This is a genomic window from Paraliobacillus sediminis, assembly GCF_003426055.1.
The window spans coordinates 447,471-473,808 of record NZ_QJSI01000001.1 but is presented as its reverse complement, the minus strand read 5'-3'; the positions used below and the strand labels follow the sequence as shown (position 1 = coordinate 473,808).

The window sequence follows — 26,338 nt, the reverse complement described above, 5'->3', positions numbered from 1 at the left end:
AGTTTTTAACTTAATGTGAAATAATGAACCTAATGGAGGATGATAAAAATGAAAATAGCAGTTATCGGTTGTACACATGCTGGAACAGCAGCTATAACAAATATTTTAAATCTATATCCAGAAGCAAAAATTGAAGTATTCGAGAAAAATGATAATGTTTCCTTTTTATCTTGTGGTATCGCCTTGTATGTTGGAGGCGTTGTAAATGATGCTGCCGGATTATTTTATGCATCTGTTGATCAATTTGAAAAAAACGGTGTGCAAATGCATATGCAACATGAAGTAACCAATTGTGATATTAACGAAAAGAAAATAGAAGCAAAAGATTTGAAAACAGGAAAAACCACTACCCACACATTTGATAAAATTATCGTTACAACTGGATCATGGCCAATAACACCACCAATACCTGGTGGAGATTTAAACAATGTTGTTCTTTGTAAAAATTATGATCATGCAAAAGAAATTATCCGTCGTGCTGAATCCGTTAAAAAAGTTGTCGTTGTCGGTGCAGGTTATATCGGTGTAGAACTTGTCGAGGCCTTTGAAGAAAATGAGAAAGAAGTAACATTAATTGATAGTGAAGATCGAATTCTAAATCGTTATTTAGACGAAAAGTTTACTACACCTGTAGAAAACTCATTCAAAGAAAAAGGTGTGCATTTAGCACTAGGTCAAACCGTTTCTGCATTTGAAGGTACAGAGACAGTTGAAAAAGTTATTACAGATAAAGGTGAATATGAAGCTGATCTAGTTGTTATGTGTATTGGTTTCCGACCAAATACAGGGTTAGTAAAAGATCAACTCAACACACTGGGTAATGGAGCTATTATTGTTGATGCGTATATGCAAACAAGTGTGAAAGATGTCTATGCTGCGGGAGATTGTTGTGCAGTACAATATAACCCAACAAAAGAGCCTGCATATATTCCTCTAGCTACAAATGCAGTTCGCATGGGGACACTAGTTGCACACAATTTAGTTGAACCAACTTTACCACATCCAGGAACACAGGGAACATCTGGATTAAAAATTTACAATCACAATATTGCTTCAACTGGTTTAACCGTTTCTGCGGGTGAAGCTTCTGGGTTAACTGTTGGTAGTGCGTATATTGAAGATACGTACCGTCCAGATTTTATGCCAGATAATGATGTGATTAAGTTACAACTCGTTTACGAATTAGAAACACACCGCGTTGTCGGTGCACAAGTTATATCAGATGCTGACTTTACTCAAGCGATCAACACAATAAGTATAGCTATTGCAAATGATATGACGATCGAACAACTAGCTTTAACAGACTTTTTCTTCCAACCGCATTACAATAAGCCAATAAACTTCTTGAATCAAGTAGCATTAGAAGCAATGGCACAAGAGACAAAAAGGAATAAAGAAACATTGGTAAAAGCTTAAATAGAACCTAGATAAAAGAAATTTGGCACTAAAGTAACCGAACCATACTAGTTGTTAAAACTACTATGGTTCGGTTATTTGTTTACGAAACAACTTAAATGCAGAACGCGCTTTGAAAATACATAATGCTTTCTTTAGTCACGTCTTATTGAATAATAATAATATTAGAGTAAACAGCACAATCAATTGATATGTTATCAACTGATTGTGCTGTTTGATTTTACTGTTGTTTTGTGTTCGCTCGATTCGAGCTGTGTTCGACCGATTATTCTGTTTTTCGCTCAATTCTAGTTACCAACATTATCTTCCATCTATGCTCGAGCTGATTGAATTAATGTTCGAATTGTTTCGTGGTCACCCTTGTGTAATAACTCTACAATACGACTACCAACTACAACACCATCACAACTTTTTGTCAATTCTTTCACGTGTTCTGGTGTTGATACACCAAATCCCGCTAAGACTGGTACCTTACTGATTTCTTGTAATGAAGTCAAATGTGCTGCAAGGTTTTCTTTAAACTCCGAACGTGCGCCAGTTGTACCAGTAACAGTGACAGCATATAAGAAACCTTCTGTACGTTTAACAATTTCTTCAATTCGTTCTTTTGGACTCGTTAATGCTGCTAATCGAATTAATGCAATATTACTTGCTGTAAGCTCTGAAACAACAATCGTTTCTTCTTCTAATGGAAGATCTGGTATGATTAAACCATCCACACCTGCTCGCTCACATGCTTTCGCGAAATTCGCAACACCGTACGCATAAATTGGATTAATATAGGTCATCAGGACAACTGGAATACTTCGTGTCTGCTTCGTTTCAACAAGTTTATTCAGTACAGCTCCTAGGCTAACACCATTTTTCAATGCGCGAATCCCAGCTTCTTGAATGGTCGGACCATCTGCAACTGGATCAGAAAAAGCTATTCCCAGTTCAACTACTGTTGCACCACATTCTTCAAGAAAAGCCAGTTGTTCATCCAATTTATCTAACCCGCCATCGCCCGCCATGATATAAGGAACGAAAGCTTTATCACCATTATTTAAAACACGCTCAAACGCTTGGTCAATTTTTTGTTTAGGCATTTGCTTCACCCCCAAGTGATTCTCTAATCGTCTCAACATCCTTGTCGCCACGACCTGATAAACAAATAACGATCGTTTCATCCGCTTGCATTTCTTTTGCTAATTTCATTGTATAAGCAACAGCATGTGCACTTTCTAACGCTGGAATAATTCCCTCTGTTTTAGATAATACTTGTAATCCTTCAAGTGCTTCATCGTCTGTAATCGACTCATATGTTACACGTCCAATTTCTTTAAGATGACTATGTTCAGGTCCAACTCCAGGATAGTCTAGTCCAGCAGATATAGAATGTGCCTCTTGAATCTGACCATTCGTATCTTGTAGTAAGTAGGTCATCGTACCATGTAAGATTCCTGTATGACCATCCGTTAATGTAGCAGCATGCTTGCCTGTTTCTAAACCAGATCCTCCTGCTTCAACACCGTATAACTTAACGTCTTGATCATTAACAAACGGATAGAACATACCCATTGCATTACTGCCACCACCAATACAAGCTACGATTGCATTTGGAAGTTTTCCTTCTGCTTTTTGAATTTGGCGTCTTGTTTCATCACCAATGACACGTTGGAAATCTCGAACAATTTGCGGGAATGGATGCGGACCAACAACAGAACCAATAATATAGTGCGTATCTTCTACATTACTGACCCAATATCGTAGCGCCTCATTAACGGCATCCTTTAATGTGCCACTTCCTTGATCAACACTTTCAACACGTGCACCAAGTAACTCCATGCGAAACACGTTTAACTTTTGTCTGCGAATATCTTCTTTTCCCATAAAAACAACACATTCTAGACCTAGCAGTGCACAAACGGTTGCTGTAGCAACACCATGCTGCCCAGCACCTGTTTCTGCTACTACCTTTTTCTTACCCATTCGGACCGTAAGTAGTGCCTGTCCGATGGCATTATTAATCTTGTGGGCTCCAGTATGGTTTAAATCTTCACGTTTTAAATAAACTTTCGGTCCGCCTAACTTTTTAGTAAGTCGTTCCGCGAAATACAACGGTGTTTCTCTTCCAATATATTGCTCGAAGTAATAGTTAATATCGTCTATAAATGCCGGGTCTTTCATCGCTTCTTTATACGCATTTTCTAGTTCAATTACAGCTGGCATCAATGTTTCTGGTACAAATCTTCCTCCAAAAGAGCCATAATGTCCTGTTTCATTTGGTTGATTATATTCTGCCACATTGCTCACCTATCCCTTTTCACCTCATGTATAAAGGCTTTTATTTTTTCATTATCTTTTAATCCATTTGTTTCAACCCCACTTGAAACATCAATTCCAGCGGGCTTCACCTCTTCAATAGCTTCTGCTACATTACCTGCATGTAAGCCACCTGCTAATAACACTTTCCCCTCGATATCGGGTAGGTCTTTTACCAACGACCAATTAAACGTTTCACCATTCCCACCACGATATTTACCGGCAGGGCTATCTAATAAAAAGTAAGCACATTGATAATTAACAAGTTGTGCAACATCTGCTTGCTCTCGAATTTCGAATGCTTTTATTACCGGGTAACTTACTTCCTGACAGAAATCAGCTGATTCATCTCCATGTAGTTGTACATAGTCTAGCCCTACAGTTTTTGCAATATCTTGAATTGTTGCGAGATCTTCATTAACAAATACGCCAACTTTTTTAACGTTAACTGGAAGTTTTTCGGAAATTACTCGCGCTTGCTGCTTTGTTACTTGCCGTTTGCTTTTTGCAAAAACAAATCCAATAAAGTCAGCACCTGCTTCTGCAGCCTGTAATCCAGCTTCTATTGTGGTAATGCCACATATTTTAGCTAACATCATCTAGACCCCATTTCACAACTTAATCCGTAAATCGCTAAACGTTTTTTCTAGTTGTCCCGAACGCATCATTGTCTCGCCAACTAAAATCCCACGTACACCAGCTTCTTTTACTCGTTCCACATCTTGTGTAGTTTTTATACCGCTCTCACTGATAACTACTGTTTTACCTGTATCAATCAATTTGGTTAATCGTTCGGTTATTGCTAGATCAACCTCAAACGTTTTTAGATTGCGGTTGTTAATCCCGATAATATCTGCTCCGATTTCTTGTGCAATTAGTAGTTCTTCTTCATTATGCACTTCAAACAGTACCTCTAGATCTAATTGTTTCGCATGTTTATATAATGCCACTAAACGATTCTTTGGCAATGCAGCAGCGATCAACAAGATGACATTAGCACCATAGTCTTTTGCACGCTCTAATTGAATCTCATCTATAATAAAATCTTTATTTAAAATGGGAATTTCCACCGCTTCACGAACGGCAGCAAGATCATCCATCGTCCCTTTGAAAAAGGGGTAATCTGTTAGTACAGAGATAACACTTGCGCCATACTCTTCGTATTTCTTCCCTTGCTCTGGGGGATTTACATCTGGATTAATACTCCCCTTTGATGGAGATGAACGTTTGATTTCAGCAATAATATTCATATAGTCCGCTTCCATAAATATGTCGTATAATGATTTAATTGGCAGCTTACTTTGCCTCTTCTTTTTTTGATAGTCTTGTTTTAATAAGGCTACTTCCTTTGCCTTTTCTTCTAATATAGTATCAAGAATCGTCATCTTTTTACACCTCTTGTTTTATCTGATAACTGTAGTTGATTAAATTCTCTAGTTTTTCTAAAGCTGCACCAGAGTCTATACTTTCTCGGGCCAAATCCACACCTTCTTGGACAGTGCTCGCTTTTCCATCAGCGAAGATCCCTAAGCCAGCATTAAATATAACTGTATCACGAGCAGCACCTGGTTTCCCTTCTAGAACATTTCGCAAGATACGGGCGTTTTCTTTAGCGTCACCGCCCTTAATCTCCTCATTTTGATAAACTGGTAATCCTACTTCTTCCGCATGAAGCGTGAACTGCATAAGTTCACCGCGTTCTAAGAGGACCAAATGATTTTCACCCGCAAGTGAAGCTTCATCCATATGACCTGCACCATTAAGAATGAGCGCTCGTTTTCTACCTAATTGATGTAATACATTTGCCATTTGATCTAACAGATCGCGACGATAAATACCTAAAAGCTGCGTTGTTAATTCTACTGGATTTGTTAAAGGACCGATTAAATTGAAAACAGTTGGAACGCCTAATGCTTTACGAACTCGCATCATTCGCTTCATGGCCGGATGAACATGTGGCGCAAATAAAAAGGCTATCCCATTTTCTTTTAACACTACTTGCATGTGTTCTGGTGTCATATCTAGCGAGACACCTAATTGCTCTAATACATCCGCACTTCCTGTTTTACTAGAGACACTTCGATTTCCATGCTTTGCAACAGTAATACCAGCTCCAGCGATCACAAATGCCGCTGTTGTACTAATATTAAAACTTTGCGAACCATCCCCACCAGTACCACAGTTGTCCATTACTCCCGGAATTACGTGTGGGAGAGTTAGTGATTTCTCGCGAATGACATTAACTATTCCAGCAATCTCATCCGTTGTTTCGCCTTTAACTCTTAAAGCCGTCAAAAATGCCCCAATCTCGATATCCGATGTTTCTTCCATAAACATAATTCGTGCTGCTGTTTCCATTTCTACAAGTGTTAAACTCTCACGATTCATAACTTTATTAAGATATTGTCTCATGTGATCGCTCCTTTTTTATCGTTTCAAAAAAATTCGCTAACATCTGTTTCCCTGTATTTGTTCCAATTGATTCTGGATGAAACTGCAGACCATAAACCGGTAGATGAACGTGTTTCAATCCCATAATTTCCGCATCATCAACAGATGTAGCTGTAATTTTAAGTGTCGATGGTACCGTATCTTGTTTGACTACTAATGAATGATAACGCATCACTTCTAATGGTGCCGCTAAGTCTTGAAATACTTCATCTTCTGTGTGCTTGATCATCGACGTCTTACCATGCTTTATCTGTGCCGCATGGGAGACAGTCGCGCCATATGCAACACCAATCGCTTGATGTCCAAGACAGATACCTAAAATAGGAAAAGTTCTATCTAACTGTTTTACGACTTCGATACAAATTCCAGCTTCCTCTGGTGTTCCAGGTCCTGGTGAGAGAATAATAGCTTCTGGTTTCAACTCTTTAATTTCCTCAATCGTAATTTTATCATTACGAACGACCTGCACTTCTTTATCTAATTCAGAAATATATTGAAATAAGTTATACGTAAAAGAGTCATAGTTATCAATTAAAAGTATCATCTCAATTTACCTCCAATAATGATTTTGCTTTGTTCAATGTCTCTTGATATTCAGAAGCTGGATCAGAATCATAAACAATCCCTGCTCCTGCTTGCACATATGCCTGTTTTCCTTTAATCACCATCGTACGAATCGCTAAGGCTAAATCAACATCACCGTTCATATTGATATAACCGACAGAACCTGCGTACACGCCTCGTTTCTTTGTTTCCAAGCGATTAATAATTTGCATCGCGCTTATCTTTGGCGCTCCAGATACTGTTCCTGCTGGTAGTGTAGATACTAGCGCATCAATACCAGTGAAATTTTTATTGAGTGTCCCTTGGACTTCTGAAACAATATGCATGACATGCTGGTAACGTTCAATTGTCATAAATTTCGGTATCGTAATCGTACCAACTTGGCAAACGCGTCCGATATCATTTCGACTTAAATCAACCAACATCTTATGTTCTGCACGCTCTTTCTCATCTGCTAACAGCTCTTCAGCTAACGCTTGATCTTCAGCCTCCGTAGTACCACGTGGTCTAGTACCTGCAATTGGATTGGTAATTAGTTGATCACCCTTTGTTTTAATTAAACTTTCTGGGGAAGCCCCTAAGACAATGTACGTCTCAAAATCGATAAAAAACATATATGGTGATGGATTTGCTAGACGTAATCTGCGATAAAAAGTAAATGGATCAACATCAAAGCTTGCTATCATTCGCTGTGATAAAACGACTTGAAATATATCCCCATCTGTTATATGTCCTTTTGCTGTCTCCACCATTTCCATAAATGTTTGCTTATTAATAGAAGGTTTAAAGGAAACTTTAATACTTTCTTCCGTATTTTCTTCCACATGTTTCAGTATATCTGCTTGTATACGCTCCAACTGATTAACTAAATGGTTTTTGGTCCGTTTACCGTCTAAGTTCGTTGCAATTATCGTTACCGTTTGTTTTTTGTGGTCAAAAACGACAACATCTTGATAAAACATAACATGGACATCCGGCATCTCTATTTCATCATCTAATAGCTCACCAATATCTTCATATTGACGGATCGTATCATACCCAATATAACCAATCGCGCCACCATAAAATGCAAAAGGTAAATCAAGTGTTTGAAGCGGAATATGCTGTTTGATAACTTCCAATGGTGTTCCAAACGCTTCTTTATTCGTATTTTCTTGATTATCATAAACAATAGTTTGACTACTATCACCAACAATTTCTTTAAAAGGTTCAAAACCAATAAAGGAGTACCGGCCTTTTTCACCATGGCCACTAGAACTTTCTAATAGGAACTTTTTCTTTCCTTGTATCCGGTTATATACCGAGATTGGTGTTAAGGTATCGCCGTTAATTTGTCTCTTTTCGAATAGTATCTTTTGCGATTTTGTTTCCATTATTTTCATTCTCCCCTTCTATATATCAAGTCATTTTTAGTAATAAAAAAATCCCCCATACACACAATTCAATTGCATGTATAGGGGACGGTTTGATACCGCGGTGCCACCTCTATGTTGAAGATTATCTCTTTACTCTTCCACTCACAGATCCGATAACGGGGATAATCCGTCTTTTCCTACTTAGTTAACCTTCAACTGTTCAGAAAGGCTCTCGTAAGTCCATTCTGCTCTGTTCTTATACCGGTTTCCAGCTAAATCCCGGCTCTCTATGATAAGAAAAACAAAAGCATACTACTCCTACTCAAACAATTTCACCTATAAAAAAAAGGGTCTCCTACATCCGAAAAGGACGAGGAAACCCGTGGTACCACCTTAGTTAGCTGAAAGTCAGCTCACTTTACTAGCCGAGTAGAACACTCGAGTAGTTGTCTCAGATAACGATGAGACGAAATCGTCAAAGCCTACTGCCCTTCAGAAAAGAAGGGGTTTGGTTTGAAAGCTCAGAAGTCCATTTACTTATCGTTCACACTAGTTTACACCAACCACTAGCTCTCTTTAGTGAAACAAATAAGCTACTACTCTTCGTCAACGCTTATTACCGTTTGCTATCTTGTCTCTTATCATAATATGCTACTATTATTTTGTCAACAGGCATGCTTGAATTTTCAAACATTTTAGATAATTCATTTCTAAAGGTCTGCTATATCCCACACACCAATCATAGAAAACACAGGAGAATAGCGAATATGGGGCGTGCGAATCCACCAGTTCATTTTATTTGTGAGATCTCCCCCAGTTATATCCTATTCTAAACTAAACCAATAAGCTTGCCAAACAAATTTAGAACAATAGTTCATTTGTATATTGTTTAAATGTGGATGAAATGAATATCTTGTTACATGTTTAATATTACCTTGGGCCCAAGATGCACTTTCTTCTCCGCCACGTAACGGTCGAATTAGTGTTAATCTGCCACCATAAGGGTGACGCGATATGTACTGCTTTAACGTATCAGCAAAGGCTCCCTTTGGATGAGAATGATATATCTTATTGTCATGCCCCACGATACTGCAATGACCGACTAAAAAGGTTGAAAAGCTTTTTGATGAATAAATAATATCACCTGGTTGCAATGGAATTATTTTATTGGACAAATTCAGCTCTCTCCTCTCACATCATTCTTATATACAAATTTAGATAGATCCCCTCCTAGTTTATCTTAAGAGTAGATTAATATTCACTTATCTCTTCATCAATTTTTTCACCTAAGTGTCTGCCTGGTTGATCAGGATAACAGGTTATTCGATCACCTTTTTCTAAATCAAGGACGGCCTTTGCCTGTCCATCTGCAGTTAAGACATGAACACTGTCAGCTTCTTGTAAGGTTGCTGATATTTCTTGTTCCGTTCCTTCTACCTGACACACAACACGTAAAAAGGGACGTTTTTCCACTTTAACTCGCCCTACTGCTACTTTTCTAACTTCATTTCCTTGCCAAATTGGAACCTCCAAGCCTGGTTTCACTTCTGATAAATAGGTTGTCTTCCCCTCATCTAAATGAAGATACTGATGAATAGCGCCACCGTTCATACGAAATGGACGTGGTGGATATGTATTTGTTGACCTGTTTTCCGATAAAACTAGTAGGTAACCATTCCCTGTATTCCCAACAAAAATTCCTTCTGACGGTGCTAGTTGGTCAATCACATCTAAACACACCCGTGTCCCCATTCCAATCGGTGTAACACTTATTACTTCGGCGATTGCTAAGCTTTCCATTTTATTACTCCCTTTCTATAAGAAAATTGTTTTTTTTGTAAATTTTCTATAGCCAATGATAGTGTTTATCATATACAATATAACCTAGGTTGACAAACAGGGGGATACAAAATGAGGAAATTGCTAGTCTTCTTCTTTCTTCTTTTAATTATTAGTTTTAGTGTGGTTGGTATCGTGCAAAACTCCCCCACACATGGCGTAAAAGTAGAACAACAAAGTGAAGAAACCTTAATTCTAGAATCTAAAATATAAATGTGATCAAAAAAATCGGAAGTGCGTTTAATTATACGCACTTCCGATTCTGTTTAATTTAAGATTGTAACGTCAACGGTTCGAACGCCCCATTGATAAGCTTCGTCTTTAGTTGGTACGTGAATATCAATCTTACTTCCTTTAATTGCGCCTCCAGTATCACCAGCAATTGCTTCTCCATATCCTTCCACATAAACTTTTGTGCCTAATGGAATAACGGATGGATCAACGGCGATCACTTTTTTATTGCGATCTTCGTTCAAATTAATACCTGTTGCTGTAATACCTGAACAGCCCTCGCATTCAGCGGTGTAAGCTGTTGCTGTTACTGTTATGGTTTCTCCAGCTTGTTCTTCATTAGTAGTAGAAACTTCTTCAACTTCTTCTGCTACCGGAGTTTCGTCTACTTCTGCTGGTTCTGCTGCTACAGGCTCTGTTGTTTCAGTAGATGCTGCTTGTGTCTCATTTCCTACGTGTTTAACAGATTGGATACGTAACTCTTGATCTATTAAAATCAAATCAGAAGATAGGTCATTCCATTTTATTAATTCTTCCACCACAACATCATATTCATCTGCTATTTCACTTAAAGAATCGCCCTTTTTAACTATATATACAATCTCTTTATCTATTTGTAATGTTTGACCAGGAAATATCATCTCTTTATCCAGCTCATTTATTTCCATTAGCTCATCCACTGAGCTCTCATTTTCTTGGGCAATTTCCCAGAGGTTATCTCCTTTGACAACTTGGTACTCTTCTGCAGATGCTGTTGTTGTAGCTGTACCCACTATACTTAATCCAATAGCGAATGCTACGACTTTTTTGTTCATCTGTTTTCCTCCTTATTTTTGTGACAAGCCCAATCCTAACATAGACAATAGCATTTGTGGTTACAATGCCTTTAAGGTTTCATTGCAACATTTACGTTTCGGGCTTTTCTTTGTCATAATGTAATTGTGGGGCAATAATCTAGCATTTTATACATAGAATTGTAATCTTTCTGAATTTTTTACAATAAAAAGGACATCAAAAAAGCAGTTTGGACAACTTATCCAAACTGCTTTTTTCGTAAAGACTGTTTTCTAATAGACAGTATTTTATGAGTAAATTATCATCAACTACGACACAACTTAGAAGATTACCTCGCTCTGATAATCTACTACGCTTTCCGCAGGCACGTCTTCAGCTAACTTGGAAGAAAGACACTTCCAAGTGGATCTTCAGATCGCGCTGTTCCTGCAGGAGTCGTAGTGGATTTTCATCGCTAGTCGGTAATATGTTTATTGATGAAGTTGCAATATCAACAATAACAGACCTTTTCGAACTTTAAGTTCTTTCTAGCGAAGGAAGCAAATGGTCGACATCCTCGAAAACATAAAGCCATTTGCTTCCGTGGCGGATAAGGGTCTTCTGTTATGTCGCAGTTTCCATCAAATCTGTATTTTGATAAGCAACACTATGGATAAAAAATATGATTCTATTTTATAACTTTCCAATTGCTATTATTGCTAACTTTTATCATTTTTTGTTTTATAATATAATTTGCAATTAACTCTGTCATATCTGTTGGGATATCTTTAACAACTGGCTTGCCTTGGAACATAGTAAAGTTACCACCTCCACCAGCACGATAATTGTTCATAACGACATCATATTCCTGTTCATCGTTAATTGGTGCACCTTGGTAGTTCAAAGATGCAACTCTATCCCCAATTGGATTGCTAATCTTCAGCTCATACTCAATTCCTTCCCACATATCATAGTTATAATGTTGTGGTTTTGGATTCATATAAGCCGGATTAACAGCGACTTCTCCATCTTTATCAATAACAAAATAGGTTGCAGACTTTTCTAAAGCATCTTTGATATCTTTTCCAGTAATACGAACGACTTTTAATGTGTTTGGATAAACATAATTCGAAACGATATCACGCATGGTCACATTTTTTGGAAATCCCGGTGAGTCATTATTAAATAAAGCAGTATTCGAGATGGTTACATTTGCAACATCCATCTGAACTTTATTTACAAATTCCACAAATGGATGTTCTTTTAAACGAACAGTTAATGGATCAGTAATTGACATATCACCATCCATTTGGCCAATTGGTGTGTCTAACCACTCTTGTGTTTTATGTTCTAAATCTTGAACAAGATTCACGATTGTTTGATCTGCCTCTATACTTGCATCTACCTCAAGCAAATTTGGTTTAGAGTCAGTCATCTTCCAGCTCCCAGATTCTTTCGTTAGCGTCATACTTACCTCACCTAATAATTGTGCATTATTGCTTGGTTGGACAACCGTAACACCATTAAGCTCAGTCGCAATCGATCGATGTTGATGACCTGTGAGTAAGATATCTATCCCTTCAACCTCATGACACATACGGTAACCCTGATTTTCACCTGTTAGGGGTTCCGTTGGTTCTCCAGTCTCTAAGTCCCGTTCAAAACCGCCATGATAGGAGACAATACAAACATCCGGCTGTTCTTCTTTTTTAATATGCGCAACCCATTCTTTTGTCGCTTCTACTGCATCAACAAATGCTAGATTAGGAATGTTTTTGGGATCCTCCCAATTGGGTATATAATGCGTCGTGACACCTAGAATTGCAATTTTGATGCCATCGACTTCTTTCATTAGATAAGGTTTTCCGAAAGCCGGCTCGTTATCTTCCTTATTCACAACCGTAGCTGATAACCATGGGAAGTCTGCTTGTTCAATAACACTTCTTAGATAATCCAATCCATAATTAAATTCATGGTTACCAAAAACAGAAGATGTATAACCCATTTCATTTGCTACCTTAACCATTGGGTTTGGTCTATCAGAATGATATTTGGCATGATAGAATGTAAAAGGACTACCTTGAATCAGATCACCATTATCAAGCAAAATTATAGCATCGTGTTTCCTTTTTTGTTTGATCACCGTTGCTAATTTTGCAAGACCCAATGCCCGTTCCTGATGATCACTGTAATTCGTTGGTAAAATATAGCCATGAACATCACTAGTATAAAGCAGTGTTATTTTTTTCGTTTCCACATTTTATCCCCCTTATAAATCTATCTTTGACTCTATTGTACCGAAAAAAGTTCATTAGGAGAAATAAATGATATAATACTATTGATAATGTTACCGATCAAAAAGGGAGTTGAATTATGTTTACAAGCGAACAAATAGCAACATTTTCCGACTTAGAATATAACCTATACAACTTTATCATCAATCATTTAGATAAAGTAATCTATATGCGAATCCGAGATCTTGCAATCGAAACGCACGTATCAACGACAACTATTTTACGTTTTTGCAAAAAAGTTGATTGTAATGGATTTTCTGAATTTAAAATAAAACTAAAAATATATTTAGAACAACAAGAGGATTCACCCACCTTAATTGATGGCGAAAGCAGTCTTACAGAATTTCTTGAGCGAACGCTCACCCAAGATTTCCAACACAAAATTACAGAGATTGCTCAAGTTATAGCTAAGGCAAAACACGTTGTATTTATCGGTGTTGGTAGCTCTGGTATTCTTGCTGAATATGGCTCACGTTATTTTTCAGGCTTAAAAAAGTTTTCCCTCTATATTAAAGATCCGTACTTACCAATTCACGGACAATACTTAGAAGATAGTATTACAATTGTATTGTCGGTTTCAGGGGAATCTAGAGCAACCTTGTCTCAGGTCAATCAATTTAAGCAAGAAGGAAGTATTATAGTAAGTGTGACTAATAAAGCTGATAGCTCTTTAGCAAAAATGTCAGATTACAATTTAGCGTATTACGCTAGTTCAGAATTTTTAGGCGATACAAATTTAACAACACAAATTCCTGTTATATACTTACTTGAACGCCTAGCTAAAACAACGTATCAAGAAATGACTTCTAAACAAAAATAACTATCTATAATAAAAAGCGAAAGTCTAGTAGACTTTCGCTCTTTATTGATCTATTTTCTTTTCACTAATCCATTTGCTGCAATAACTTCTTGATACCAAAAATAACTCTTCTTCTTTAATCGACGTAAATCTTTGGGTCCATCTTCGTCACGATCAACGTAAACAAAACCATAACGTTTTTGATACCCATTTAACCAACTAAGTAAGTCAGTGAATGACCACGTACAATACCCAAGTACATCAACACCATCACTGATAGCACCTTGAATTTCCTCGACGTGTGTTTCTAAAAAATCAATTCTGTAATCATCATTAATACTGTCATCTGCTTCTAAATCGTCAAATGCACCTAACCCATTTTCCGTAATTAAAATTGGAAGCTGATAGCGATTTGCGATTCTACGTAATGCAATTCGTAATCCACGCGGATCAATTGTCCAATCCCAATCCGTTGTCCCTAAGAAAGGATTAGTGATTGTTTTAAATAGCCCAGGTACACCAGAATCTTTTGATGAACCCTTTTTACCTGACGTGTTCATCTTGGCTTCACCAACACCATCAAGCGGATTGAATTCTACAGTTGTTGTTTGGTAATAGTTTAAACCCATGAAATCAGGCTTTGCATCAGCAAGTAATGCCATATCACCCTCTTCAATAGTAGGAGCCAAACCATTATCCTCTAGATAGTTCCACGTTGCTTCAGGATATTTGCCCCAGACATAAATGTCCATCCACCAATGGCTGTTAAATTCCTCTGCATTCTCAGCAGCAAGAATATTTTTCGGGTCACTATTATATGGATAAACAGGAGAGTAAGCAAAACTCGGTCCAATCTTTCCACCCTTAACTATTTTACGAAATGATTGAATTACTTTAGCGTTTGCAAGGTTTGCAATATGATTCGCCTCATACATTCGTTTTAAATCCTTAACACCAGGAGGATGAACCCCAGATCGGTAGCCAAGTCCAACGAATATATTTTGTTCATTTAGCGTAACCCAGTATTTCACGCGGTCTCCATAACGTTCAAATAGTGTTTGACAATATAGATCAAAATCTTCTATGATTTCTCGTGATTCCCAAGCCCCGTACTTATCCATTAATGCTTGTGGTACGTCCCAATGATAAACCGTAATTAGCGGTTCAATATTATTCTTAATTAACTCATCAACTAGGTCATCATAAAACTGTAAACCCGCTTCATTAATTTCTCCGCTTCCTTCAGGAAAAATACGGCTCCATGCGATAGAAAAGCGATATGCTTTCAAACCCATATCCGCCATTAATTTCACATCTTCTTTATAACGATTGTAATGGTCAACTGCTACATCGCCATTTGTTCCTTTATATGTAGTTCCCTCTTGTTTTGTATACGTATCCCAAACAGATGGGCCTTTACCATCCTGTTCCCAAGCACCTTCTATTTGATAGGCTGCAGAAGCTGAACCCCAAAGAAAATCAGATGGAAATGCTTTATTTTTTTTATGCTCCATTATTACCCTCCTCATTACATTCTGTTCTTCTTTAATCATAAACGATTTCTTTGCTTAATAGGAATAAAAATGGAATAATGGCACTTGTTTTTCATTTAGGAATTTGTTTCAGCATAGAAACATGTGGTTCCTATCATATAGGATAAATTTTACATACCTTTTACGTTTTCTTCATACTAGGTTATTATCTATTTGGTATAGTTAAAGTGTTCAAAGAAAGCTTACTTATCACTTGTAGCTTTCTCACGAAGTAATAGCCCCTTTTATGATGTTTACTATACAAGTAAGCATCTTTTTTTCGCAAAAAAAGATGGATCTACGATTGTAGACCCATTTAAATAAGTTAGTTTAATTCTTCTATTCTCTTTTGTACATCTGTTCTATTTCTTGCTTTCGGAACTTTTGCTGGATAACCGATTTGAACCATTCCAACAACTTTCTCTCCACGTTTTACCCCAATCAATTCACGGAAATTAGCTTGCGTAGTCAATGCTCCCGTTTTCCATATCATTCCGATTCCTTGTTCCCAAGCTAGTAAACTAAAGTTTTGAATGAGACAACTTGTTGCAGCATAATCTTCTTCTCTAAGTTTTGCATCAGGATTCTCATCCATGATCACCATTAACAAAACGGGTACGTCCTTTATTTTTTGATAAGCCTTTTCACCACTTCGTTTTCTATCTTCATCTGAACTACCTGTTGCAGAGAACTTGCGATTTAATTCTGCAACCTTTTTAAGCGATTCACCATGAACAATTACAAACCTCCATGGTTCAGTCATTTTGTGATTTGGCACCCAAACTGCCGTATCAAGCATTCCTTTTAATTGTTCTAAGTCCACTGGACGATCTTCATACAATTGGATCGAACGTCTTTCTTTGATCAATTCCGCTAACTTCATAATTTCTCCCCCTTTTAATTGAGAATCGTTTTCATCCAGTATATCATATTGTTTTTCGAAAAGTTAGAAAAAGACTCTTGTCTTTAAAAACAAATTAAACTACGACGTAATTTAACAGCTTATCTCGCTCTAAAAATCCACTACGCTTTCCGCAGGCGCATCTTCAGCTAACTTGGAAGAAAGACACTTCCAAGTGGATCTTCAGATCGCGCTGTTCCTGCAGGAGTCGTAGTGGCTTTTCATCGCTGGTCGGTAATATGTTTATTGATGAAGTTGCTTTATCAAAAGCATAACAGGCCTTTTAAGATATTATTCATATAGCTCAACACGGTCATAAGCTTAATAAAACTTTAGGAACTAATAGATAGTGTATTTTGTATTACATTTAAGTTCTGTTCTGCGGAGGAAGCAAATGGTCGACTCTCCAGCAGGAACAGCACGGGCTGAAGATCCACTCGGTAAAGTGTTTTTCTTTACCAATGAAAGCTTTAGGCTGTGCCCACAGAAAGGGAGCCCATTTGCTTGCGTAGCGTGTCTAAACTAGTTTATTTTTGTTAGTGAAAAGAATGTTACGTCACAGTTTCTATCTACTACGAATTTTAACTTACCGTAGTTTTTGTAAGGACTTTTCTAATGGTAAATTAGATGCAGAAGAGTCTGTCACCTCTATGACAGACTCTTCAAACGTTATTGTAAAATTTCACCATTTGATTCAATTACATTTTTGTACCAATTAAACGATTTCTTTTTATATCGTTTACCTGTACCATTACCTTCATTATCAAGATCAACATAAATGAAGCCGTAACGCTTTTTCATTTCGCCAGTGCCTGCACTCACTATATCAATACATCCCCAAGAAGTATAGCCTAGTAAATCAACCCCATCATCAACAGCTTCTATCATTTGCTTTAAATGTTCACGCATATATTCAATCCGATAATCATCTTCTACCGTCCCAACTTCCGTTAATTGATCGACAGCACCAAGACCATTTTCCACAATAAACAATGGCTTTTGATATCGATCATACATTTGATTCATAGTTACCCTTAATCCAACTGGGTCAATTTGCCATCCCCAATCAGAGGATTTTAAATATGGATTTTTTAATGATTTAAAGGCGTTTCCAGATGTTCCTTGTTTATTCACTTCCGGATCTGCACTTGTTAATCTAGAAGAATAGTAAGAAAAAGAAATAAAATCAACAGGATATGTTTTTAATAGTACTTTATCTTCTGGTTCCATCTCAATTTCTACATCTAGTTCTCTAAACAATCGATTTGCATAAGAAGGATATTCACCTCTTGATTGAACATCAATAAAAAAGTATTGCTTTTGATTTTCTTTAACTGATTTTAGTAAGTCATCTGGATGACATGTATAGGGATAGATTTCAGCAGCAGCTAACATACACCCTATCATGAAATCTTCGCCATTAATTTCTTTCGCTGCTTTAGTAGCTAAACTACTTGCAACTAATTGATGATGTGCCGCTTGATATTTGACTTGATCAGCATTTTCATCCTCTTTTATAATAAGTCCTCCCCCAAAGAACGGTATGTGTAGGAGCATATTAATTTCATTAAATGTCAACCAGTATTTGACCTTGTTTTTGTATCGATTAAAGACAACTCTTGCATATCGTTCATAGAAATCAACCAATTTACGATTTCTCCATCCGCCATACTCTTCAATAAGATATAGTGGTGTATCAAAGTGGTTTAAAGTTACTAATGGTTCAATACCATATTTCTTACATTCATCAAATAAATTATCATAGAATTCTAGACCTTTTTGGTTCGGTTCTGTTTCATCACCATTTGGAAATATCCGTGGCCAAGAAATCGATGTCCGGAATACTTTAAAACCCATCTCCGCAAAAAGTTTAATATCCTCCTTATAACTATGATAGAAATCAATGGAGTCATGACTTGGATAATGTGTATATTCCTTGGTCAACGCCACCTCTGGATGAAATAGAGCTTCTCTTCGTTCTTGACCTGCTGGTAATATATCAACCAATGCCATACCCTTTCCATCTTCTTTATATGCACCTTCTGCTTGGTTAGCAGCAATCGCACCGCCCCATAAGAAATCTTTCTTTAATGACACAATTTTTTCCTCCCCATTTAACTATTATTTAAAATGTACCTTACTCTTTTAAGACATGTTCTCTGATGAGCACATAATTCTACAGCTACTCTAATAACAGTAGTCACAAGGTAAATTGCGAACTTCCGATACAGTCTTCCACATTACACCCGCAGATTTAACTACTATAATTCCTAAACCACATTCCTATTATAAGAGCCTATAAAGTAACAATCACGTTGTATATATTCAACAAAATTATAGCTATTATTGCAAAGTTAAATAGCCTTTTAACTAGTTTGTTAGATATTCTATTGGCTGCGTTTGATCCAATCCAACCACCTAATAAACCTCCAATGATCATGTACATTAACATAGACAAGTCATATGGGTTAAAGCCTGTACTTATCCCAACTAATACTAATGAGGATAATTGTGCGAAAAATATAATAAAGATGGAATTAAACGCAGCTTGTTTAAACGACATTGAAAAAAGTATGGTTAATACAACAACATTTAACGGACCGCCACCTATTCCTAAAAATGCTGAAATTAAACCTAAAATTAAACCAACAACAAATATAATTATCTTATTTTTAACTTTATAACTAGACATTTTATTTGTGTTGTTAATTAGTAGAACAATAGCTAGCATTAATACTACTAAAAATGCTGATTGGAAAATAGCTAATGAATCAGTTACAGCTAATATATTGATAAGGTAATTAAATATAGCTTTACCTATAATCCCTCCAACAATTGAACCAGCTGCAATCGTTGAACTTACTGCTTTATTTATCTCTATTTTGCAGTTTTTTACACTTAATATAGAAACAGTCGACATGGATAAAACAGTTGCAGATGAGAGGACACCAATTGTGGCTAAATCAAAATGTCCAAACAGGTCCAATACCGGTTTAATAATTACTCCGCCCCCCAAACCTGCTATAGAACCCAATATACTGGCGAATAGTCCAATAATAAAATATAAAATTATTATTGTGATCACCTCTATTCTTTTTTTCTCTCTTATTTAATGTCCCTTGCACACCTGAATCCTAAATTCCCTGTTGAACTATTTGACGTGTTTGAGCTACGAGCTGCTACACGATATCGATTACAATATGAATGATGACATAGATAGGACCCGCCACGCATCACCTTGCTAACATCTCCATTATTACTCCCATTTTTGTTTATCTCATTTGTTTCAAAGTTTTCTTCGCACCACTCCCACACATTACCGGATGTATTATAGAGACCATAGCCATTTGGTGGATAGGAGACTGCAGGTGCAGTTCCTACATAACCATCCTCTTTTGTGTTTTTTTCTGGAAAGGATCCTTGCCAAATATTACAATGATGTTCATTATTGGGTGTAAGATCGTCCCCCCAAGGATATTTCTTTTGATTAAGTCCACCTCTAGCTGCATATTCCCATTCCATTTCTGTTGGCAACCTCTTTCCAGCCCAGTTTGAAAACACCTTAGCATCATTCCATGAAACATGAATGACAGGATGATCCATTCGATTGGTTATTGTTGAACCAATTCCTTCCGGCTGGTACCAATTTGAATCTGCTACCGCAAACCACCATGACGTACCTTGAACCTGTTGTATTCGTCCTGGATAATTATTCGGTAAAAACAAATGAAAAACAAATGAAAAGCCATATTGCTCGGCTTCCGTTTTATATCCTGTTTCTTTTATGAAAGTATAAAACTCTTCATTAGTTACAGCATAACGGTCAATATAAAATGAATTTACGTTAACATTCCTTGTAGGGCCTTCTCCATCTTGAATAAAACCCTCCTTGCTATCAGTTCCCATAACAAACTCTCCACCATTAATATAGGCCATTTTGGATATGAATTTATCATCTTCTCTCGGCGTTATATTTACAGATTGTAAAGTTGAGAAATGAGATTCTCTAGAAACTGAACAACAGTTACATTCCTCATCTTCTTGCATAAAGTTCACCTCATTTTTAAAAAATCCGTTTGACACTGACCCCTATTATTTAAACAAAATAAGGTGCCATGGAAAATGCACCTTATTTTTATTCTAAAATCGTTTATCTTGTTTAAAAGGCACAACATCACCAGTTTCAAAGAAATGTTGAAGCATTCTGTTTTTGTATTCTTTTACTTTTTCATTAAATGCTGTATTATCAATTTGATTATTTTTCTCGTTTGGATCCGCTTTTAGGTCATAAAATTCATCTTCTTCATATAATCGATAAACATACTTATAATCTTTATCTCTAAGCATCATTGCTTTAGTATGTTGCGGTATTTTTTCTTGTTCAGTAGTTCTAGGCCAGTACTCGTTATCCGGTGTATGTCCAGCATCCATAGCATGACTTTCTCCTTCTAAACGACCACCCTCACAGAATACAACATCTCTATGCTCGTTTTCACCTTGAAGGACAGATCTTAGCGATTTCCCAAACTGTGTATGATCTGGTTCTATATCCAATAAATCCATTATGGTAGCCTGAACATCAATTAGTTCTACTAAAGCGTCTGTATTTCTAGGTTTAAATTCCATTCCTTTTGCTGGTTTAATTACTAATGGAACTCTTGTAAGACAATCTTCAAATGTGTTTTGAGTTTTCTCTACCATTTGGTAGTCTCCCGTATAATCACCATGATCACTAAAGAAAACAAAAATGGTATCGTCGTATAATCCCTGATCTTTCAATGTTTTAATTAGATCACCAATATAATTATCTAATTTAGTCCCCATAGCATAGTAGATCTGTTTGATTTCCTTTAATTCTTCATCTGATAAATTGTACAGTTTTTGATTTTTATAAATCCCTTGTATTAAACTAGGCTTTTTACTCCATTCTTCCTCTGATAATTTAATTGGATCTGGAATAGCTTCTTCATCAAACATATCAAACCACTTAGTATCAATTTGATATGGCGGATGCGGTAACGCAAGTGCTAGATACATGCAGAATGGGTCATCACCATATTCTTTATTTTCAAGAAATTCTTTGGCATGTTTAAATTGCTCTTCTTCCGGATGATGAACCTTTTCACTCACACCTTTTGCATGTGTATAGACTTCTTTTTCTTCGATATTTTTATTCGCTTCTTTTTGTTGGCGTTCTTTTTTTAAACGTATTTGTTTCATCTTTTCAGCGAATTGATCATCCCTTGTCGAACAAAGTTGATGCACATCTGAATCTGTTTTTAAAAAGTCATTACGCCCTCCCCAGTAGACATGATAACCTGAGTTCTTTAATGTTTTTAAAATATTGGGTTCTTTATCATCCATTAAATTATGCATAGTTCTCTGACCTTTAGTATGTGGATACCATCCTGTCATAAATGAAGATCTACTAGGTACACATACTGGATTTTGACAAAATGTATTCGAAAATGAAACACCTTCTTTGGCAAGTCCATCAATTTCTGGCGTATGCACAACGTTGTTTCCGTCATATCCTACTGAATCAGCTCGCCATTGATCTGCTACAATCATTACTACATTTTTCTTTTTATTCATATTTTAAAAAAGAGAGGAGTTTTCACTCCCCATCTTTTCTATTCCCTCCTCCTTAAATTTATTCTGCACTATCTGACTCATTTTCAACTGCAGTTTTATCTATCATTTTAAAGAATGGATAATAGATTAATCCAGCGATAGCGATATTAATGAATTGAAGTAATATTATAACCACAGACCCTTGTAAAAGTGCATTCATTATTATTGGTGTACCAACAGGGATATGTGTACCATTAAGAATTGGGAATAAACCTACAGAAAGTAAGAAATATGATATACTACCCAAAACTAGAGGTGTAAATACGAACGGTATAAACATTATTGGGTTTAATACAATTGGTGTACCAAATATTATTGGTTCATTAATACCAAAAATCGTTCCAGGTAAAGATAGTTTTCCTAATGTTTTATACTGTTTACTTTTGGACATAAAAGTCATTAAGAGAGCCAATGCTAGAGTAGCACCTGCTCCACCGATACCAATTAATACTGCATAAAATCCAGTATGCACGATATTAGTTGGTTCAAGACCAGCACTGATAGCATTTAAGTTTTCCACACCAAGAGGTAGCCATACAGTTAAAAAGATTGGATTTACTACAAGTCTGCCGTGAATACCAAAAAACCAAAGTATTTGTTGTATAAAAACGACTAGAATTAGTGCCGGTAAAGTTCCTCCAATGTTTTGTAAAGGAGATTGAATTAACGTATAAATGAACTGGTATATACTTCCATAATCAGTTAGCGAAAATAACGAACCTATCACACCGAAACCTACAACAATAACTATTGCTGGGGTCAAATTTGAGAACGTTCTAGCTACCGTTGGTGGAACACCATCTGGTAACTTAATTACCCATGCTTTTTCAATAAATAGTAAATAGATACGTGCTGCTATGAGTCCTACAATAATTGAAACAAACAGTCCTTGCGCACCTAAAAATTGAAATGGAATAGCACTTATATCTTCTGTTTGAATAGTTGGCAATAATACCATGAAACTCATTAAGGAAATTAATCCAGCACCAGCAGCGCCGATACTATCTTGCCCAAAAACTTCTGCTAGTTTAAATGCGATTAAAAATACTGCATAAACTGCGACCAAACCTAATGTCATTGTACTTAAAGAGCTAAAAAGCCCCTTTAAACCTGTTGATTGGATGAAATTTTGATACGCTTCAAAGTTCAAACTACCCAAAAGTGTCGACAAAGCACCAATAATCATAACTGGTAACGTAGACATTAAACCATTAGAAACTGCCTTCAAATACTTATTCTCAGAAATTTTTCCAGATACTCGTTGAATTTTCATTTGCACTTTTTGCGTTTTCTCACTCACGTTAACCCCTCCTATTAAAAGATAATGTCCTTATTTTGAATCAATTAATTCAAAAGCCCAATCTAAGACTTTTTCACCATTCATCATGCCGTAATCAAGACTATTGATAACCTCAACTGGTATACCATTTGCACCACCATATTGCTTTTCATAATCATCTTTTAGGTAAGAAACCTGTGGTCCTAGAAGTAAAACATTAGCATCATCTATGTGTTTCTTAATATCTCCACCTGATGTTGCTGTGATTTTTACCTCTTCACCTTTACTTGTTGCTGCCTTTTCCATTTTACTTACCAACATACTTGTTGACATACCTGCTGCACATACTAAAAGAATATTTTTCATTTTTAATTCCTCCAATTTATATTTTTATAAGTTACTAATTTTTTCATGCATATGGATCATCTCTACGGCTAAGTCTTTAACTGTCATTGCATTCATTAAATGATCTTGTGCGTGGATCATTAATAGTGAAATTTCAGCTTTGTCTCCACGCGCTTCTGCTTGAATTAAATCTGTTTGAATTCGATGTGCTTTATTTAAATCTTCACTAGCTAACTCCATGAATTGATTCGCTTCTTCAATGTTTCCTTGTTTTGAGGCAGCTATTGCTCGCATTGCATTACTTCGTGCATTTCCTCCGTTGACGATTATCCCCATGATTATCTCTTGATTATCCAATCGGAAGTCCTCCCTTTCTTATCTTTTAACTTTTGTTTCTCTTTCTTAAGTTCATCGTAAATGTAAAACGCTTTCATCTAAAGTTAACCTTTTTCCTTACCCAACGGAATATATTGACCAAAGTAATAACAATGACCTAAACATGGCGATATATATTGTTACTCTATCTGCCAAAATAAAAAGAATGTAACGTTAATGTCTACATTCTTCTTAATATTTCAAGCACATCTTGTTTATTTTTACAGTTAATTAATTGTTTAATTATTTCACGATTATCAACAAACTTAATTAAATTCTTATACATTGGCTCTAGTTTTTCTTGATTCTCATCTGCTACATGAAGGAGACAAACAAATTGCACCATGCTCCCACCCCAATCAATTGGCTTCTCAAGCGTAGCTAATGTCCAAAAAGTTTGATCTGATTTTGGGATCAACGGATGTGGAATTGCCACTAGATTACCATAGCTTGTTGAAGCAGCCTTTTCACGCTCCATAATTGAATCAATAATCCCTTCCTTAGTTCGACCCTGTTTGACCAATTCGTTGCCTAAAAAAGTGATAACATCGCTTGGAGTAGAACAGCCTAAATGCAAATAGATTAAATTTGGGTCCAAGTATTTATCAATAATGGACTCGCTTCTATCTTCTATAACTTGTGTAATCTTGTCCAACTCCACATCACCTAAAAGTGTGCTAACAACTACATACGGAATCTGAATGGAGTCTGGAAGTGTTACAGTACTTACAATGAAATCAATGTCATCTTCGCTATATTTCGGTAAATTGTGTAGCTCTGTTGCACCAATGATCGTTAACTGGTTACCAAATTTAGCACGCATTTTATAAAGTAATAACTGTGAGCTTCCTCGTCCAGTAGTACAGACAATTAAACAACGTTTTGGTTTGACTTGTAATTTAGTCCGTTCAATGGCCGCACCAAAATGTAAAGCAATATAACCTATCTCATTCTCATCAATCAAAATATTATGTTCGTGTTCAATAACTCTACTAGCAATTACTCCTGCTTCAAATGCTACTGGATAATTCACTTTTATTGCTTCAAGCATTGGATTACGGATATTCATATGGTTTTTATAACGATGAATTGCAGGTTTTAAATGAATCGCAATTCCAGCATATAACTCCCTATCTTTGGAAACACCTAACTTCATTTGTTCCTCTACTTGATAAACCAAACCGTCAACTGTCTGTATGATTTTTTGATCAAAATTACTCACAATTTCCGATTGGTTCTTATTTAAGAATATTTTGGTTCCTAAGAGATGCATCGCAACATAGGAAATCTCTACTTTAGGAAAAGTTAACTGTACCGTTGATTCAATATCTTTTATAATCATTTTTGCAACTTGATGTTCTTTTTCGCTTTCTGTGTCTTTTTCAGCATTATTTATTTGTTCCACGTACTGTTCACTTTTAATCCGACGACAAGCAATTGCGATATGCACAACCAAATTATCCAAAGCTATATCCGATAAATTTAAATTAAATTCCTTTAAACGTTTTAAAACAGTTAAGCGAATCTCATACATCTGATCAGTTGGAAGTAACCACTGCTTATCCGAATTACCAGTGATACTTGCTGTTCGACTAAATAATACTTCTGCAATACAATAGCGAACATGCTTTTCCTCACCACTAAGTTTCAGACCATAATTAGGACGTTTCATTAAACTTAAGTGATATTTTCTGAGTACCACTTTAACATCCTTCAGGTCATTTTTTAACGTAGATCGGCTTACAAACAAATCATCAGCAAGATCCTCAATTTTTAAATAAGTAGGATTTAATAAAAATTTCCTTACTAAATAATGAACGCGATCCTCTGGTTCAACAGGCACTGATTCATCCATTTCCATCATAGTGTGTATAAAGTTTTTAAATTCATCTTGTTCAAAAATATCTAAATGGTATCCATGACCTCGTTCTGAAATAATATTAGCTCCGGAATCCACTAATATTTCATTCAATTGTTTAATATCATTTCGAATCGTTCTTGATGTAACTTGAATTAAGCTAGCTATATATTCACTAGTCACTGGAGTACTCTCTCTGATTAGTTCTTTGAGTATTTGCTGATGCCTCGTATTCATTAGAACCCTCCCTAGGTGTTAGCTTTCATTTCATTGTAAAGCGTTTTCATGATGTGTTGGGAATAATAATTTTCCCCTGGCTAAGGAAATTTCTTGTTGCTCTATGACTTCAGACAACGTCACCCGTGAACTTGAGACCATATCATTATA

At 36.3% G+C, this 26,338-nt stretch carries 25 protein-coding genes and 2 other annotated features; of the genes, 4 read left to right on the top strand and 21 right to left on the bottom strand.

Features of this window, described 5'->3' with window-relative positions; all coding sequences use genetic code 11:
• Window positions 1–48: 48 nt before the first annotated feature.
• Window positions 49–1,416 (top strand): FAD-dependent oxidoreductase, encoded by a 1,368-nt coding sequence (locus D2K60_RS02080; protein ID WP_117168331.1) that lies wholly within the window; start codon window positions 49–51, stop codon window positions 1,414–1,416.
• A 311-nt stretch (window positions 1,417–1,727) separates the two neighbouring features.
• Here D2K60_RS02080 and trpA read toward each other — a convergent pair whose 3' ends face one another.
• The 9 genes from trpA to D2K60_RS02035 all read right to left on the bottom strand — a co-directional run bounded on the left by trpA (window position 1,728) and on the right by D2K60_RS02035 (window position 9,890).
• A complete protein-coding gene (trpA, locus tag D2K60_RS02075) occupies window positions 1,728–2,504 on the bottom strand; it encodes a tryptophan synthase subunit alpha (RefSeq protein WP_117168330.1) in 777 nt (258 codons plus the stop codon).
• The gene (gene trpB / locus D2K60_RS02070) at window positions 2,497–3,702 is read right to left on the bottom strand and encodes a tryptophan synthase subunit beta (RefSeq protein ID WP_117169078.1); all 1,206 of its coding nucleotides are present in this window, start codon (window positions 3,700–3,702) and stop codon (window positions 2,497–2,499) included. Before trpB ends, trpA begins: the two co-directional genes overlap by 8 nt.
• Window positions 3,703–3,707: 5 nt before the next feature.
• On the bottom strand, window positions 3,708–4,316 hold the full coding sequence (locus D2K60_RS02065) for a phosphoribosylanthranilate isomerase (RefSeq protein ID WP_117168329.1): 609 nt from the start codon (window positions 4,314–4,316) through the stop codon (window positions 3,708–3,710).
• A gap of 15 nt (window positions 4,317–4,331) precedes the next feature.
• Window positions 4,332–5,105, bottom strand: a complete 774-nt coding sequence (trpC, locus tag D2K60_RS02060) for an indole-3-glycerol phosphate synthase TrpC (protein WP_117168328.1) — start codon at window positions 5,103–5,105, stop codon at window positions 4,332–4,334.
• A 4-nt stretch (window positions 5,106–5,109) separates the two neighbouring features.
• Complete coding sequence (trpD, locus tag D2K60_RS02055) at window positions 5,110–6,132, bottom strand: anthranilate phosphoribosyltransferase (RefSeq protein ID WP_162880667.1); 1,023 nt, start codon at window positions 6,130–6,132, stop codon at window positions 5,110–5,112.
• Window positions 6,116–6,715: an anthranilate synthase component II gene (locus tag D2K60_RS02050; RefSeq protein WP_117168327.1), complete on the bottom strand. Its 600-nt coding sequence runs from the start codon at window positions 6,713–6,715 to the stop codon at window positions 6,116–6,118. Before D2K60_RS02050 ends, trpD begins: the two co-directional genes overlap by 17 nt.
• A 1-nt stretch (window position 6,716) precedes the next feature.
• Entirely contained in the window at window positions 6,717–8,108 is a 1,392-nt protein-coding gene (trpE, locus tag D2K60_RS02045; RefSeq protein ID WP_205418571.1) for an anthranilate synthase component I, read from the bottom strand.
• A gap of 80 nt (window positions 8,109–8,188) precedes the next feature.
• Window positions 8,189–8,425: a binding site (T-box leader), on the bottom strand.
• 28 nt (window positions 8,426–8,453) lie between these two features.
• Window positions 8,454–8,709, bottom strand: a binding site (T-box leader).
• 205 nt (window positions 8,710–8,914) lie between these two features.
• Window positions 8,915–9,265, bottom strand: a complete 351-nt coding sequence (locus D2K60_RS02040; RefSeq protein ID WP_117168326.1) for a C40 family peptidase — start codon at window positions 9,263–9,265, stop codon at window positions 8,915–8,917.
• A 76-nt stretch (window positions 9,266–9,341) separates the two neighbouring features.
• The gene (locus D2K60_RS02035) at window positions 9,342–9,890 is read right to left on the bottom strand and encodes a 3-dehydroquinate synthase II domain-containing protein (RefSeq protein WP_117168325.1); all 549 of its coding nucleotides are present in this window, start codon (window positions 9,888–9,890) and stop codon (window positions 9,342–9,344) included.
• Window positions 9,891–10,001: 111 nt separating this feature from the next.
• Here D2K60_RS02035 and D2K60_RS20530 point away from each other — a divergent pair, with 111 nt between their 5' ends.
• Window positions 10,002–10,142 carry a hypothetical protein gene (locus D2K60_RS20530; RefSeq protein WP_162880666.1) on the top strand — a complete coding sequence of 47 codons (141 nt, stop codon included), beginning with the start codon at window positions 10,002–10,004 and terminating at the stop codon, window positions 10,140–10,142.
• Window positions 10,143–10,195: 53 nt separating this feature from the next.
• Here the strand turns inward: D2K60_RS20530 and D2K60_RS02030 are convergent, their stop codons facing one another.
• On the bottom strand, window positions 10,196–10,975 hold the full coding sequence (locus D2K60_RS02030; protein WP_117168324.1) for a 3D domain-containing protein: 780 nt from the start codon (window positions 10,973–10,975) through the stop codon (window positions 10,196–10,198).
• Between the two features lie 647 nt (window positions 10,976–11,622).
• On the bottom strand, window positions 11,623–13,191 hold the full coding sequence (locus D2K60_RS02025) for a bifunctional metallophosphatase/5'-nucleotidase (RefSeq protein ID WP_117168323.1): 1,569 nt from the start codon (window positions 13,189–13,191) through the stop codon (window positions 11,623–11,625).
• A 116-nt stretch (window positions 13,192–13,307) separates the two neighbouring features.
• Between D2K60_RS02025 and D2K60_RS02020 the strand changes: the two genes are divergently transcribed.
• Entirely contained in the window at window positions 13,308–14,048 is a 741-nt protein-coding gene (locus D2K60_RS02020; RefSeq protein ID WP_117168322.1) for a MurR/RpiR family transcriptional regulator, read from the top strand.
• Window positions 14,049–14,098: 50 nt separating this feature from the next.
• On the opposite strand, the gene D2K60_RS02015 is transcribed toward D2K60_RS02020, so the two are convergent.
• A complete protein-coding gene (locus D2K60_RS02015; protein WP_117168321.1) occupies window positions 14,099–15,541 on the bottom strand; it encodes a glycoside hydrolase family 1 protein in 1,443 nt (480 codons plus the stop codon).
• 343 nt (window positions 15,542–15,884) lie between these two features.
• Window positions 15,885–16,442, bottom strand: coding sequence for a nitroreductase family protein (locus D2K60_RS02010; RefSeq protein ID WP_117168320.1), 558 nt, complete (start codon window positions 16,440–16,442; stop codon window positions 15,885–15,887).
• 412 nt (window positions 16,443–16,854) lie between these two features.
• Here D2K60_RS02010 and D2K60_RS21075 point away from each other — a divergent pair, with 412 nt between their 5' ends.
• Window positions 16,855–16,986, top strand: a complete 132-nt coding sequence (locus D2K60_RS21075) for a hypothetical protein (RefSeq protein ID WP_275896230.1) — start codon at window positions 16,855–16,857, stop codon at window positions 16,984–16,986.
• A gap of 143 nt (window positions 16,987–17,129) precedes the next feature.
• Here the strand turns inward: D2K60_RS21075 and D2K60_RS02005 are convergent, their stop codons facing one another.
• The 8 genes from D2K60_RS02005 to D2K60_RS01970 form a co-directional block, all read right to left on the bottom strand.
• Window positions 17,130–18,557 (bottom strand): 6-phospho-beta-glucosidase, encoded by a 1,428-nt coding sequence (locus D2K60_RS02005; protein ID WP_117168319.1) that lies wholly within the window; start codon window positions 18,555–18,557, stop codon window positions 17,130–17,132.
• 199 nt (window positions 18,558–18,756) lie between these two features.
• Entirely contained in the window at window positions 18,757–19,545 is a 789-nt protein-coding gene (locus D2K60_RS02000; RefSeq protein ID WP_240335216.1) for a sulfite exporter TauE/SafE family protein, read from the bottom strand.
• Window positions 19,546–19,565: 20 nt separating this feature from the next.
• The gene (locus tag D2K60_RS01995) at window positions 19,566–20,507 is read right to left on the bottom strand and encodes a formylglycine-generating enzyme family protein (RefSeq protein ID WP_117168318.1); all 942 of its coding nucleotides are present in this window, start codon (window positions 20,505–20,507) and stop codon (window positions 19,566–19,568) included.
• Window positions 20,508–20,600: 93 nt separating this feature from the next.
• Window positions 20,601–22,031, bottom strand: a complete 1,431-nt coding sequence (locus tag D2K60_RS01990; RefSeq protein WP_240335215.1) for a sulfatase family protein — start codon at window positions 22,029–22,031, stop codon at window positions 20,601–20,603.
• An 82-nt stretch (window positions 22,032–22,113) separates the two neighbouring features.
• Window positions 22,114–23,394, bottom strand: a complete 1,281-nt coding sequence (locus D2K60_RS01985; protein ID WP_117168316.1) for a PTS sugar transporter subunit IIC — start codon at window positions 23,392–23,394, stop codon at window positions 22,114–22,116.
• A gap of 30 nt (window positions 23,395–23,424) precedes the next feature.
• Complete coding sequence (locus D2K60_RS01980) at window positions 23,425–23,739, bottom strand: PTS sugar transporter subunit IIB (RefSeq protein ID WP_117168315.1); 315 nt, start codon at window positions 23,737–23,739, stop codon at window positions 23,425–23,427.
• A 24-nt stretch (window positions 23,740–23,763) separates the two neighbouring features.
• Window positions 23,764–24,054, bottom strand: coding sequence for a PTS lactose/cellobiose transporter subunit IIA (locus tag D2K60_RS01975; protein WP_205418580.1), 291 nt, complete (start codon window positions 24,052–24,054; stop codon window positions 23,764–23,766).
• Window positions 24,055–24,274: 220 nt separating this feature from the next.
• Window positions 24,275–26,188 carry a BglG family transcription antiterminator gene (locus D2K60_RS01970; protein ID WP_117168313.1) on the bottom strand — a complete coding sequence of 638 codons (1,914 nt, stop codon included), beginning with the start codon at window positions 26,186–26,188 and terminating at the stop codon, window positions 24,275–24,277.
• Window positions 26,189–26,338: the final 150 nt, after the last annotated feature.